At 55.7% G+C, this 13,517-nt stretch carries 13 protein-coding genes; 8 read left to right on the forward strand and 5 right to left on the reverse strand.

The features are described 5' to 3' along the window. Nucleotides 1-11: 11 nt before the first annotated feature. Nucleotides 12-1,976, forward strand: a complete 1,965-nt coding sequence (locus tag ACTIKR_RS08605) for a SurA N-terminal domain-containing protein (RefSeq protein ID WP_442327626.1) — start codon at nt 12-14, stop codon at nt 1,974-1,976. Here the strand turns inward: ACTIKR_RS08605 and ACTIKR_RS08610 are convergent. Continuing rightward, the gene (locus ACTIKR_RS08610) at nt 1,951-2,625 is read right to left on the reverse strand and encodes an arylesterase (RefSeq protein WP_442327627.1); all 675 of its coding nucleotides are present in this window, start codon (nt 2,623-2,625) and stop codon (nt 1,951-1,953) included. The genes ACTIKR_RS08605 and ACTIKR_RS08610 overlap by 26 nt on opposite strands. Between ACTIKR_RS08610 and ACTIKR_RS08615 the strand changes: the two genes are divergently transcribed. Further along, nucleotides 2,606-3,301, forward strand: coding sequence for an ABC transporter ATP-binding protein (locus ACTIKR_RS08615; protein ID WP_193086929.1), 696 nt, complete (start codon nt 2,606-2,608; stop codon nt 3,299-3,301). The genes ACTIKR_RS08610 and ACTIKR_RS08615 overlap by 20 nt on opposite strands. Here the strand turns inward: ACTIKR_RS08615 and ACTIKR_RS08620 are convergent. From ACTIKR_RS08620 to gmk, 3 genes are read right to left on the reverse strand one after another with little or no spacing between them, the layout of a single operon-like run. After that, nucleotides 3,273-5,633, reverse strand: a complete 2,361-nt coding sequence (locus ACTIKR_RS08620; RefSeq protein ID WP_442327628.1) for a RelA/SpoT family protein — start codon at nt 5,631-5,633, stop codon at nt 3,273-3,275. The genes ACTIKR_RS08615 and ACTIKR_RS08620 overlap by 29 nt on opposite strands. Before the next feature lie 21 nt (nt 5,634-5,654). Then, the gene (gene rpoZ, locus ACTIKR_RS08625; RefSeq protein WP_100696355.1) at nt 5,655-5,861 is read right to left on the reverse strand and encodes a DNA-directed RNA polymerase subunit omega; all 207 of its coding nucleotides are present in this window, start codon (nt 5,859-5,861) and stop codon (nt 5,655-5,657) included. 41 nt (nt 5,862-5,902) lie between these two features. Further along, complete coding sequence (gene gmk, locus ACTIKR_RS08630) at nt 5,903-6,511, reverse strand: guanylate kinase (RefSeq protein ID WP_442327629.1); 609 nt, start codon at nt 6,509-6,511, stop codon at nt 5,903-5,905. A 256-nt stretch (nt 6,512-6,767) separates the two neighbouring features. Between gmk and ACTIKR_RS08635 the strand changes: the two genes are divergently transcribed. Beyond that, complete coding sequence (locus ACTIKR_RS08635) at nt 6,768-7,529, forward strand: SDR family oxidoreductase (RefSeq protein ID WP_193086926.1); 762 nt, start codon at nt 6,768-6,770, stop codon at nt 7,527-7,529. A gap of 102 nt (nt 7,530-7,631) precedes the next feature. Beyond that, nucleotides 7,632-8,525, forward strand: a complete 894-nt coding sequence (locus ACTIKR_RS08640) for a pirin family protein (protein WP_442327630.1) — start codon at nt 7,632-7,634, stop codon at nt 8,523-8,525. A 39-nt stretch (nt 8,526-8,564) separates the two neighbouring features. Here ACTIKR_RS08640 and ACTIKR_RS08645 read toward each other — a convergent pair whose 3' ends face one another. Continuing rightward, nucleotides 8,565-9,497, reverse strand: coding sequence for a YicC/YloC family endoribonuclease (locus ACTIKR_RS08645; protein WP_442327631.1), 933 nt, complete (start codon nt 9,495-9,497; stop codon nt 8,565-8,567). A 161-nt stretch (nt 9,498-9,658) separates the two neighbouring features. Here ACTIKR_RS08645 and rph point away from each other — a divergent pair, with 161 nt between their 5' ends. The 4 genes from rph to ACTIKR_RS08665 all read left to right on the forward strand — a co-directional run. Beyond that, on the forward strand, nt 9,659-10,405 hold the full coding sequence (gene rph, locus ACTIKR_RS08650) for a ribonuclease PH (protein ID WP_442327632.1): 747 nt from the start codon (nt 9,659-9,661) through the stop codon (nt 10,403-10,405). 322 nt (nt 10,406-10,727) lie between these two features. After that, nucleotides 10,728-11,321, forward strand: coding sequence for an RdgB/HAM1 family non-canonical purine NTP pyrophosphatase (rdgB, locus tag ACTIKR_RS08655; protein ID WP_442327633.1), 594 nt, complete (start codon nt 10,728-10,730; stop codon nt 11,319-11,321). Then, entirely contained in the window at nt 11,318-12,535 is a 1,218-nt protein-coding gene (gene hemW / locus ACTIKR_RS08660; protein WP_442327634.1) for a radical SAM family heme chaperone HemW, read from the forward strand. The genes rdgB and hemW overlap by 4 nt, the downstream gene beginning before the upstream one ends. Nucleotides 12,536-12,785: 250 nt before the next feature. After that, nucleotides 12,786-13,517, forward strand: a 732-nt coding sequence (locus ACTIKR_RS08665; RefSeq protein ID WP_442327635.1) for a glutamine synthetase beta-grasp domain-containing protein, incomplete at its 3' end; no start/stop codon positions are given.

Genomic DNA, 13,517 nt, shown 5'->3' on the forward strand with positions numbered 1-13,517 from the left:
TCGGGAACACAATGCTAGAATCCTTTCGCACGCATAAACGTTTATTGCTCGTTGTACTGTTCGTTCTGGTCGTGCCTTCTTTCGTCTTTTTAGGTGTTGCCGACTACCAGTCGTTTACCAATAATGACGTGAAACTGGCTTCGGTCCGGAAAAACGAGATTACCCAGGCGCAGTTTGACCAGTCCTGGCGCGAGCGTCTGAACCAGTTGCGCGAGCAAAATGGCAGCAACTTCAACATCAATGCCGTCGATACGCCGGCCAATCGTCAGGCCTGGCTTGACCAACTGGTGGACAATCAGGTGCTGCAGCAGGAAATGCTGGACCAGCATTTCAATGCGACCGACAATATGGTGCGCCAGGCCATTGCCAGCACGCCCGATTTTCAGGACAACGGCAAGTACTCTTTTCAGAAATACAGCCAGTTTCTGGCCGAGCGCAATATCCGTGACGTCGATTATGAGCAGTATGTGCGTCAGAGCCTGGCATTTGCGCAGTTGCTCGAGCCGGTTTCCAGTACGGTAGGCATTCCTGCGCAAACGGCGGCGCTGCTTCAGACGGCCATGACGCAGGAGCGTACCGTCAGACTCAAGAGCTTCGAAGCGGCGACTTACGAGCAGTCGGTGCAGGTTAGTGATCAGGAAATTGCCGAGTGGTACGAAAAGAACAAGCAGTCGCTGCAGGTGCCTGAGTATGTCGACGTGGACTACATCGTCCTGAACCAGGATGTGGCCCTCAACACCGTAGGCGAAATTTCCGACACCGATATTGAAAGCTATTACAAGGCAAACATCGCCAAATACACCAAAAAAGAGCGGCGCCAGATCAACCATATCCAGATCCAGATTCCTGCCGGTGCCGATGAAGCGGCCCAGAAAGCCGCTCAGGACAAGGCGATTGAAGTGGCCGAAAAGGCCAGGCAGAATCCTGAATCCTTTGCCGAACTGGCAAAAACCTATTCCGACGATGCTGGTTCAAAAAATCAGGGCGGTAGCCTGGGTACCTTGGCCAAAGGCGATATTGCCCCCCTTGACAATGCCGCTTTTGGTCCAAAGGCCGCCGGCATTACCGATCCGGTCAAAATCGACAATGCCTGGCACGTGCTGCAGATTGCCAATATCGAGCCTGGCCAGGTCGAACCGCTGGCGCAACTGAAGGAAAGCCTGAAAAAAGAAATTGCGTTGCAGCAGGCCTCTGAAAAATTTGCCGACCTGTCTACCCGATTGACCCAATTGTCCAGCACGGAACGGGACTCCCTGCAGCCGCTGGCCGACGCGCTTGCGCTGGACATTCGCCATGTAGGCGGTGTAAGCCAGACGACTTTGCTGCCAAAAGAACAGGTGGGTGATAATGCCGCGATTGACAGCAAGGATGCCGCCTATTTTGAATCGGGTCGGGTTCGCGAAACGCTGTTTTCCGACGAAGTGCGCAAGCAGAAAAAGAACTCCGGGGTCATTGAGATTTCCCCATCCGAGCTGATGGTCGTGCGTGTGGCCAAGGATGTTCCAGCGGCGGTACCTGCGCTGGACGACGTCCGTGAAATCGTCCTTAATCGCATTCGTGATGAAAAAGGCAAACAGCAGGCAGCCGAAGACGGCGCAGCGGAACTGGCCATGCTCAAGGAAAAAGGACCGGGTGAGCTGACTGGCTTTGGCAAGGAAACCACCATCAGCCGCCTGACACAGTCGCAACTGCCACCTACCATGCTCAATGCGATCATGAGCGCGCCTGCCGACAAGCTGCCCGCCTTTGTGGGTTTTGAACTGCCTAATGGCTATGCCATTGCCCAGATCGAGAAAGTGACCGAGCCGACCGCCGAGGCACGCAATATGTTTGACCAGTATCTGCGTCAGGCCATGATTGCCGGTACCGGCGCGCAAGTGGCCCAGAGCGTGACCCGACTGATTCGCCAGACACATGACGTCAAAGTGTATCCCGAGGCAGAGAGAGTCATTAGCGACGCTGCCGGTAATCAGTAAGCGCTTTTTCCAGAACAGGCCAAACCGTCTGAGCCATCAGCGGCTGGGCCTGTTCAGCGGGGTGAATACCGTCATCCTGGTACATATCCCTTTGCAGGGCAAATGAGGCAAACAGAAAGGGCACCAGATAGGTGCTCGTTTCTTTTGCCAGCGTACCGAACATCTGCTGAAACTGGCGAGCATAATCAGGCCCGAAGTTGGGCGGGATCTGCATGCCGATCAGGACCACTTCGGTCTTGAGGGCTTTGGCGCTATCGATCATGCTTTGCAGGTTGTCACGGCTGGCCTCAAGCGAGAGGCCTCGCAGCGCATCATTGGCGCCCAGTTCCAGTATCATGATGGCAGGCTGATGTTTTTTCAGCAGGGCGGGCAGGCGGCTGCGGCCTCCTGCGGTGGTGTCGCCGCTGATACTGGCATTGACCAGTTGGGCATCGCCCAGCGCCTCTTTTTTATTCTCCGCCAGCCACTGCACCCAGCCGGCACCGCGTCTGATACCATATTCGGCAGACAGGCTGTCACCCACGACCAGAATAACCGGTGCGTTGGCCGATACCGGTTTTTCCTGGGCTTTGGCCGCTTGCGGCCAGACGAACACCCACAGACTTATCAGAATGGACAGAACACGAATCATGGACGCAGATGTTGTCATTGAAGTTTCTCACTTGAAAAAGCACGTTGCCGAGGCAACTGGTACGCTGGATATTTTAGATGATATTTCCTTTGAGCTCGAACACAGTGCGACATTAGCCATTACAGGCAGTTCCGGATCAGGAAAATCGACGTTGCTGGGTATTCTGGCTGGCCTGGACACCCCGTCTTCGGGGCAGGTAAGGTTGATGGGCAGAAATATTTTTGACATGGATGAAGATGCCCGCGCCGTGCTGCGAGCCCAGAATATTGGATTTGTGTTTCAGTCGTTCCAGCTGCTGCCAAATCTTACAGCGCTGGAAAACGTCATGCTGCCGTTGGAATTGCAGGGGCAGCCGGCGCGGGAGGCCGCGCAGCAGATGCTTGAGCGGGTTGGGCTGGCCTCACGAATGCATCATTATCCCAAAACACTGTCCGGGGGAGAAAAGCAACGTGTGGCCTTGGCCCGTGCTTTCGTGGTGAGCCCTGCAATCTTGTTCGCTGATGAACCGACGGGCAGCCTGGATACGGAAACCGGTCAGCGCATTGCGGATCTGATGTTTGAGATGAATCGGGAAAAGGCCGCTACATTGGTACTGGTAACACATGACCAGAAACTGGCTGCGCGCTGTGACCGGAAAATTACGCTGATCTCGGGCCGGTTGGCCGCTACAGTACCGGATCCTGATTTGGTCTGACTTTCAGCCGTGCCACTTTCTGTACCTGGGAGACATGGCGGACCATGCGGAAAACCCGCGCCAGATGCTTGCGATCATGGACCTGGATCGTCAGGTGCACCACGGCCAGATTCTGGGCATCTTCATTCATGGACATTGTCAGGATATTGGAGTCGGCAGCAGAGATCTGTGCGGCAATACGGCCCAGCACCCCTTTTTCGTTACGGATAACGATTTCCATGCGTACCGGCAGGTGAGAGGCGGTTTCCTCATCCCAGTACACTTGCACCCAGCGGTCCGGTTCCCGGGAGCGCAGGCGCATCGCAGTCGGGCAATCATCGGTATGAACGACGAGCCCATGGCCCGGGCGGATCAGCGCGACCAGGCTGTCACCGGGAATAGGGCTGCAGCAGCCCGAAAGCTGGACGGCCTGACCTTCGTTACCCTGAATGAAGATCATCCCGGCGTGAGCAATGGAGACTTCATCAATGACTGCAGCACTGGTGGCGAGCATGGCGTTTTCGACTGCAAAGCGGCGGGCGACCACGGCGGCCAGCCTGCGACCCAGCCCAATGTCGGCCAGAATCTCTTCGCGTGAGGACGCGCCCGAACTGCGCGCCAGTTTTTCCCATTCGGCATTGTCGGCATCGGGCAGAGGGATGTTCAGTTCCTGCAATGCCTGCTTGAGCATTTTTTCGCCAAAATGAATAGAGTCTTCATATTTGACGGTTTTCAGGAAATGACGGATTTCGGAGCGTGCCTTGCCTGTGCGCACGTGATTAAGCCACTGTACGTTGGGTTCCGAAGCGGGGGAGGTGACAATTTCGATGGTATCGCCGCTTTTGATTTCGGTTTTCAACGGGACAAATTCGCCATTGATTTTTGCAGCGACCGCCTGATTTCCAATATCGGTATGGATGCCGTAGGCAAAATCAATCGGCGTAGCACCGCGCGGCAGAGAGACGATTTTTCCTTTCGGTGTCAGTACATAGACAGCATCGGGGAACAGATCAACCTTGACGTGTTCAAGAAACTCACCAGAATCTCCGGTCTGGCTCTGGATATCCAGCAACGACTGCAGCCAGCGGTGGGTTTGCTTTTGCAGATCGTTCAGCGAGATATCGTCTTCCTTGTACATCCAGTGCGAGGCGACGCCTTTTTCGGCAATGTGATCCATGTCCCGCGTACGAATCTGAAACTCGATGGGGGTGCCATAGGGGCCGACCAACGTGGTATGCAGGGACTGATAGCCGTTGATTTTGGGAATGGCGATGTAGTCCTTGAACTTGCCCGGCACCGGTCGGTATAACTGGTGGATGGTGCCCAACGTCAGATAGCATTCCTGCAGGGTGTGCACGATGATTCGAAAGCCATAGATGTCAAGCACTTCGGAGAAAGACTTCTTCTGCTCGCGCATCTTGTTGTAGATACTGAACAGCGATTTTTCCCGGCCGCTGATTTCCGCTTCGATGCCATTGGCAGGCATGGCAGAGGTTATGTTTTCGGCGATCCGGGTGAGTACTTCGCGACGATTGCCGCGTGCGGCCAGCACAGCCTTTTTCAATACGTTGTAGCGATTCGGATTGCTGGCTTCAAAGCATAGATCCTGTAACTCCCGCACCAATGCGTTCAGGCCCAGCCGGTGCGCAATGGGGGCATAGATTTCCAGGGTCTCGTTGGCCACCCGTCGGCGTTTATCCGCGCCGACCGCATCCAGCGTGCGCATATTATGCAGCCGGTCGGCCAGTTTGATCAAAATGACGCGAACGTCTTTGGCCATGGCCAACAGCATTTTGCGAAAACTTTCCGCCTGCTGTTCTGCCTTGGTGGCAAAATTGAGTTTTTCCAGTTTGGTCAGGCCGTCGACCAGGTTGGCCACGTCCGGATTGAATTTTTCGGCCAGCTCTGCCTTGGATACGTTCTGGTCTTCGATAACATCATGCAGCAGCGCAGCCATCAGGGCGTTGGAGTCCAGCTTCCAGCCGGCGCAGATTTCGGTAACCGCAATCGGGTGAGTAATATACGGTGCGCCGGATGATCGGAATTGGCCCAGATGCGCCTGATCGGCAAAGCGGTAGGCTTCCCGTACCTTGTCGATTTCCTTGCTGTCCATGTAGGCGGACAGCATTTCGGTCAAATGTGCCAGCGATGCAATGGCCGGTTCGTGGCGCGTGGCGCTGTTGGGGACGGCTTGCGGGGGAATGCGCTGCTCGTCGTCCTGCAGTATCGATGCGTTTGCAATAGAGGTGGCAGCCTGCGCAGACTGCCGGTGGCCGTTACGGTTTCGTCGGCGGAAAGGGGACCCGGCCCGCAGCGCGTGCAACAGCGAGGAAGATGCGTCCTTGAGTCCCATATGACCTGCCTGTGCCTGAAATCAGGTAGGCACTTTACGCAGCATTTCCGCTCCGGTCAGACCTTTGGCAATTTCACGCAGCGCGATCACGGTCGGTTTGTCCTTGTCCGGATCGACGCGCGGTTCATGGCCCTGAGCCAGTTCGCGGGCGCGGTAGGTCGCAGCCAGCGTCAGGTTGAAGCGGTTGGGGATGTGCATCATGCAATCATCGATAGTAATACGAGCCATGGTGTTGTCCTTAGCGGGTAAGCAAAAAAGGTAAAGTCAAATTATCGAACGGAATCGGAAATCCCGAGCTGGGAGAAGAGTTGGGCATGCCGGGCGGCCTGAGACTGGTATCGGAGCCTTGCGGCTGCAACGATTTTCTGTAATTCATTCAGGGCTGTGGCAAAATCTTCATTGATAATAACATATTCGCACTCCGGAGCGTGCGCAATCTCGCTTCCTGCCGCCAGTATCCGGCGGGTGATAACGCTGGGCGAATCCTGTCCGCGCTGAGCCAGCCGGGTTTCCAGCACCTCGATGGACGGTGGCAGGATGAAAATGCCCATTACGCCCGGGAAATGCTGGCGGACCTGGCGCGCGCCTTGCCAGTCGATTTCTAGAAGAATGTCCTTGCCTTGGGCAATGGCTTTTTCTATCGGTGGTCGTGGCGTGCCGTAAAAATTGCCATGGACTTCGGCCCACTCAAGCAATTGGTCGGTTTCGCGCAATTGCAGAAAGTCTTGCTTGGTGGTGAAATAATACTCGCGACCGTCCTGCTCACTGGGGCGCGGATCGCGCGTGGTGCATGATATGGACAGGGAAATGTTGTTGTCCTGCGCAAGCAACGCATTGACCAGACTTGATTTGCCCGCACCGCTGGGTGCGATAATCATGAAGACATTACCGGGAAATTTAAGCATAATGATGACGGTGGCGGCAAAAGAAAATCATAGCAAAAAAAACACTACTTTTCGGCAATTGCCTGAACCGGTACGTTTTTTGTCATTGTGATGGGGCTGGATTGGTCAGCACACACATCATAAACTGAGTGCGGCATGAAACAGCATGAAAAAAACAGGCAGTTGGTGCCTGTAGGAATTATTTCAAACCTGATAGCATAGCGGTTCCGTTTCCAAAGGAGTAACAAGAATGAATACACCCCCCCTTAAAGTCGCCGTGGTCACAGGAGCAGGATCCGGTATCGGGCGTGCAGTGGCGCTTGAGCTGCTGGGTACCGGCTATGCCGTTGTGCTGGCCGGCAGGCGCGCCGATGCTCTTGAGAAGACCCGCACAGCGGCCGGGGCCGATGCAACTCGGGCTTTGGTGGTGCCAACGGATGTGACCAGCGAGCAGGAGGTTCGCAGGTTGTTCGATACGGCCCAGCGTGAGTACGGACGCGTCGACGCGCTTTTCAATAATGCGGGGCGGGGTGGTACGCCGGTTCCTGTCGATGAGTTCTCGGTGCAGGAGTGGCGTGATATTGTTGATGTGAATCTGACCGGCATGTTTTTATGCGCCCAGGCAGCATTCCGTGTCATGCGCCAACAGGATCCGCAAGGTGGTCGCATCATCAATAATGGTTCAATTTCGGCCTATGCGCCGCGGCCCATGAGCATTGCCTACACCGCCACAAAACACGCCGTTACAGGATTGACAAAATCCCTGTCACTCGACGGGCGGGCCTACAATATTGCTTGCGGCCAGGTAGATATCGGCAACGCTGGCACCGACATGACGCAGCGTATGCAAAAGGGCATCATCCAGGCAAACGGCGAGACACGTGTGGAACCGGTTATGGATGTGGCGCATGTTGCGCAGACAGTGCGGGCCATGTGTGATTTTCCATTAGAAACCAACGTGCAGTTTGTGACCATCATGGCCACCAAAATGCCTTTTGTCGGACGCGGCTGATGTGTGCGCCAGACGCAAGCGGCAGCGCGTTGTGCAGGGCATGGCAGGGCGCCGGCTTGTCCCGGCGTATAAACGCCAATTTCACCTAACAAGGAGCAGGGCATGACCCTTCAGAAAATCAAACCGCGTATTGCCGATGTTGGCGGCATTCCCGTTGCCCGCGCGCTGCCAAACCGTGAGCGGCGCACGATCGGGTCCTGGTGTTTTCTGGATCATGCCGGTCCAGCTCGCTTTGAAGAAGGCAATCCGGGCATGCAGGTGGGTGAACATCCACATATCAACCTTCAGACCTTTACCTGGATGCTTGAAGGGGAAGTCCTGCACAAGGACAGCCTGGGCAACGAGCAATTGATTCGCCGCAAGCAGATCAATCTGATGACCGCCGGTCACGGTATTGCGCATACCGAACAGACGCCGCCGGGTATTAACGTGCTGCATGCAGTGCAGTTGTGGATTGCCTTGCCCCAGTCGGAAACGCCCATTGCTGCGGCCTTTGAACATTATCCCGAACTGCCGGAGTGGATGCAGGCCAATACGCGATTTACGTTGCTGACGGGCGAATTTGCCGGGCGACGCGCACCTACCCGCCAGTTCACGCCATTGGTCTGTGTTGACATAGAGGCGCTGGGGCAGGACAGTATTGAGCTGACACTGAATCCGGAATTCGAGTACGGCCTGTTCTTGATTACCGGCGCCCCGGCCAGTATCAACAATGAGCTATTTGAATTGAATGAAGTGGCTTTTCTTGGCACGGGCAAAAATACCGTGCGCATCGATACCACGGCCGAGTCCCGTCTGCTGCTGCTGGGTGGCACACCGATTGATGTTCCGGATTTTCAGATTTGGTGGAATTTCGTCGGTGCGCGCAACGACATTATTCAGGCGCAAAAGGACTGGAACGCCCATGACCCGCGATTCGGGAAGGTGGACACGGATATGAAACGCTTGACGCCGCCCGATTTGCCCTGGGTAGACAAGGCGCAGCCAGCGTCTTGAGCAAGCGAGCCGCACCCGTCCGCTTACGGCAGGCGCTGCCTATTCGATATTCTGTGCCTGCTCACGCAACTGCTCAATGAGCAGTTTGAGGTCAATGACCGATTGCGTGATTTCAAGGGAGCTTGACTTGGACCCCAGGGTGTTGACTTCCCGGTTCATTTCCTGGAAGAGGAAATCCAGGCGTTTGCCCAAGCTGAGCGACTTGGCCGCCGATCTAGACTCGGAGTTGCCGGAAGACAGAATGACACGAAGTTCGGTCAGATGGGAGTCCAGCCGCGTGAGTTCTTCTGCTACATCAATGCGCAGGGAAAACAGGGACGATTCCGCTGCAATGCGTGCGGAAAGCTCGGCGCCGCTGATTTGCTCAAAGCCGTTGGGGCAAGCGGCATTCAGGGTATCGGTCAGTTTCCCGGCCAGCTTCTTGCGGTATTCGGCAAGAATCCCGGGCAGTCGCTGCTCGATGGTGCCGATCACTTTTTTCATCTCTTGGGCAGCCTCGAGCATTGCCGTGGCTAGGCGCTGGCCTTCCCTGGCGCGGGCAAGAATGAGCTCTTGCAGGGCGCTGCGTCCCGCCTGCATGCATTGGTTCAGCCACATGGCCGGCGAGTCATCCTCGTTGTACTCGTTCGGGGCAGGCCAGTGTAGTAGGTCGGTCATGCCAGGGGCAGCCAAATCAGGAATAATTTTGAGCGCAGCCTGGTAGCGCTCGTTAATCAGCGTCAATTGATCGACCTCGAAGGCGCGCTGTTGCAGGCTGCCGGATCGGGCAAAAGAGACACGTACTTCCAGTTTGCCGCGCTTAAGATGGCTGCCAAGCAGTTCTCTGAGCGCAGTTTCTGCATGACGCAATTCATCGGGGATTCTGAAGGCAAGATCAAGATAGCGGCTATTGACGCCCTTGAGTTCTACGCTTACGCTGCCAAGCAGAAATTCGGAACGGGCACTGCCGAAAGCCGTCATGCTGTGGATCATATGTTGTCCGCTATTATTAAGTTTAGGTGTCCAGGGTAATGCGTCGTTCCAGCAGATTCAAAATTGCGACTGGATGACTGATCCGATTATAAGTGATGCAAATGACCATTTTATGCGCACGGCGCACTACAATGTAACTATTGATAATCGATGAGGATATTATGCCCAGCGCAGATCTCAACCTAAACTTTGCTCGTCCTTCGGGTCGGGAGCACGATATGATTCGTCCGCTTTCTGTTACACGCAGTTACACCAACTATGCGGAAGGGTCCGTGTTGATCGAGGCTGGCAATACCCGCGTGCTATGCAATGCCAGTGTGATCGAGAGCGTACCGCCTTTTTTGCGAGGCAAAGGCCAGGGCTGGGTAACGGCAGAATACGGCATGTTGCCGCGTTCAACCCATACCCGTTCCGACCGTGAGGCCGCGCGCGGCAAACAGAACGGCCGGACGCAGGAAATCCAGCGTTTGATTGGGCGCAGCCTGCGCGCCGTTATTGATATGCAAAAGCTGGGCGAGCGCACTATTCAGATTGACTGCGATGTTATCCAGGCCGATGGCGGGACCCGTTGCGCGAGCATTGCCGGCGCCTGGATCGCCATGGCCGACGCGGTCAGCTTTCTGCTCAGGGACGGGCGGCTGTCGGCCAACCCCCTCAGAGACAGGGTTGCCGCAATTTCAGTCGGCATGTACAAAGGACATGCCGTCCTGGATCTGGATTACGAAGAGGATTCGGCCTGCGATGCCGATATGAATGTGGTCATGACCGGCTCGGGCCAGTTTGTGGAAGTGCAGGGCACGGCCGAAGGCCAGGTATTCAGCCGCCAGGATTTGGACAGTTTGCTGGCGCTGGCCGAGTCGGGCATTGCCCGGTTGTTGCGCGAGCAACAGTCTGCCTGGCCGGCGTAGCATCGCAACGAGGCGGCGGGGTGCGTTGAACCAGTGGCGTTACTGGCGTTGGTGTAGCTTCGGTCGCAGCGCAGCCCCTGTATGGCGACTGTGATATCTGTCTGCCGCTGGCGAGAGTACCGCTCCTGATTTGTAATTTATGACTCGCGCTTCGTGATTCGCAATTGCAGGGCGAGGTGCCGATCAGATGGCGCCTATTGCGCCAGGCCGTTTGCCGGTGCAGGTCGGGCAGAGGGCGAGCGTTGCCTGGCTTGCGTTGACGCTGGTCGTCTTCGTAGATTGTTATTCTTGAACAATAGTGTTGAATGTAGAGTGTAAATATATGGATGTTGTACTGGCTTCCGGGAATAAGGGAAAGTTGCGCGAGTTCAGTGCGCTGTTTGCGCCACTGGGCATGCGTCTTATTCCACAGCAGGAACTGAATGTGTCGGAGGCGCCCGAGCCTTTTCATACTTTTGTCGAAAATGCGCTAGGCAAGGCGCGCCATGCCAGTGGGCAAACTGGTTTGCCGGCGTTGGCTGACGATTCAGGCCTGTCGGTCCAAGCCCTGGATGGCGCCCCCGGCGTGCTATCGGCGCGGTATGCCACGCTGTTCGGTGAAGAAAAATCCGATGCGGCCAACAACCGCCGCCTTTTGCTGGAGCTGCAAGATCATGAAAACCGGCGGGCTGCCTATATAGCCGTGCTGGTTTTCGTTCGATCCGAAAATGATCCCTGTCCTGTCATCGCGCAGGGCACCTGGCATGGTGAAATCGCCATGCAGGCTGCAGGTGACAACGGGTTCGGCTATGACCCCTATTTTTATATTCCCGAGTTGGGGAAAACCGCTGCTCAGCTTGACCCGCAGGTCAAGAATAGTGTGAGTCATCGTGCCATGGCGCTCAAGCGTTTGCTGGCGGACCTGGGTGCCGCGTGATCGAAAATATTGTTCCTCTGCACCGGCTGAAGCCGGCAATCAACTTCAACATCAGCCTGCCGCCGTTGTCTTTGTACATTCATGTGCCGTGGTGCGTGCGCAAATGTCCGTATTGTGATTTCAACTCCCATGAGAAAAAACAGGACATTCCCGAAGCGCGTTTTCTGGCGGCACTGCGTCGCGACCTGGAAGAGACGCTGCCATTGGTGTGGGGCCGTTCGGTTTATACCGTATTTATCGGTGGCGGCACGCCCAGCCTCTTGTCTGGCGAAGCAATCGAGCAGATGTTGGCCATGGTTCGGTCGTATCTGCCACTGGCGCCATCTGCAGAAATTACCATGGAGGCCAATCCAGGGACGGCCGAGGCAGACCGGTTCGCGCAGTATGCGGCGGCCGGGGTCAACCGCTTTTCGCTGGGCGTACAAAGTTTTGACGACAACGCGCTGCAGCAGCTAGGGCGTATTCACAATGCCCACCAGGCCGAAAAAGCCATTGAACTGGCCATGAACGCAGTGTCCCAAGTCAATATCGATCTGATGTATGCGTTGCCCGGGCAGACGGTCGCCAAAGCCCGCGCCGATGTGCAGCGGGCGCTAGCCTTTGGTACCCAGCACCTGTCGCTCTATCATCTGACCATGGAGCCGAACACGGTCTTTGCCAAATTCCCGCCAAAAGACCTGCCTGATGAAGATAGCGCTGCCGACATCCAAGATATGCTTTTTGAGCAGACCCGGGATGCCGGTTTCGAGCATTATGAGATCTCGGCCTACGCCCGACCGGGTTGCCGTGCACGCCACAACCTCAATTACTGGGAGTTCGGCGACTATATCGGTATCGGACCTGGCGCACATGGCAAGTTGTCTTTTCAGGACCGCATTATCCGTCGGGCCAACGTCAAGAGTCCGCAGACCTGGATGGATCGTGCGCTTGAGGCAGATGGCGCCGGCAGAATTATGCACGAGCAGACCCTGGCTGTGGCAGATTTACCCTTCGAATTCATGCTCAATGCGTTGCGACTGGTTCAAGGGGTTCCCGCGACGCTGTTTGAAGAGCGCACCAGCCTTTCATTGCTGGCCGTGGCCCCGATCATTCGCAAGGCGGTTGAGCGCGGGCTGCTCGAGCCCGATCCGATGACCATACGACCCACCGAGCGCGGTCAGGCATTCCTGAACGATCTGCAGGCGATGTTTTTGCCCGAAAAGAAGGCATCCTGAAGGCTTGTTTCCCGCGCTCACATAACAGTCAGTTGTTTCTTTACTGCGGGCTGCGCCCGTACGCTATTGGTGCGTTTTTGCCACAAGGCACCAATTAAGTGCATATAGAATAATTTCATGCTCTAAAATAGTGCGTGCAAATCACAAATCTGCCACGCATCCGGTCACAAAAGCTGGCATGATACTTGCTGTTGAGTACGGTATACGGCCGGCTCAGGCCCTGTCATTGGACATTACTCATGGAGATAGTATGACAACCCCTCAAGACGTTCTAAAGCTGATTGGTGATCGTGAAGTGACTTTTGTCGATTTCCGGTTTACGGATACGGTCGGTAAAGAACACCATATGACCATTCCGTCTAAACTGCTGGACGAAGACAAGTTCGAATCCGGTCAGGCTTTTGATGGTTCGTCCATTGCGGGCTGGAAAGGCATTGAGGCTTCCGATATGCTGCTGGTTCCTGATGCCAAATCTGCCCGTCTGGATCCATTCCGTGAAGAACCGACGCTGATTATGACCTGCGACGTGGTTGAACCGTCCGATCTGAAAGGATATGATCGCGATCCACGTTCTTTGGCCAAGCGTGCCGAAGCCTACCTCAAATCCAGCGGCCTGGGCGACACCGCTTACTTCGGTCCTGAGCCGGAATTCTTTGTTTTTGACGGCATCACCTGGACCGACGATATGTCTGGCTGCTCGTTCAAAATCAAATCCGACGAAGCGCCATGGTCATCAGGCACTGAATCGGAGTCTGGCAATCTGGGACACCGCCCGCGCGTCAAAGGCGGCTATGTGCCTGTTTCACCGGTTGATTCCTTTGCAGACCTGCGTTCCGAAATGAGCCTGATTCTGGAAGAGCAGGGCGTGCCGGTAGAAATCCACCACCATGAAGTGGCCGGCGCCGGTCAGCTGGAAATTGGTACCCAGTTCTCTACGCTGGTTCAGCGCGCAGACTGGAACCAGATCCTGAAATATACGGTG

It is taken from the genome of Advenella sp. (assembly GCF_052108595.1).
Classification (GTDB): Bacteria; Pseudomonadota; Gammaproteobacteria; order Burkholderiales; family Burkholderiaceae_B; genus Advenella.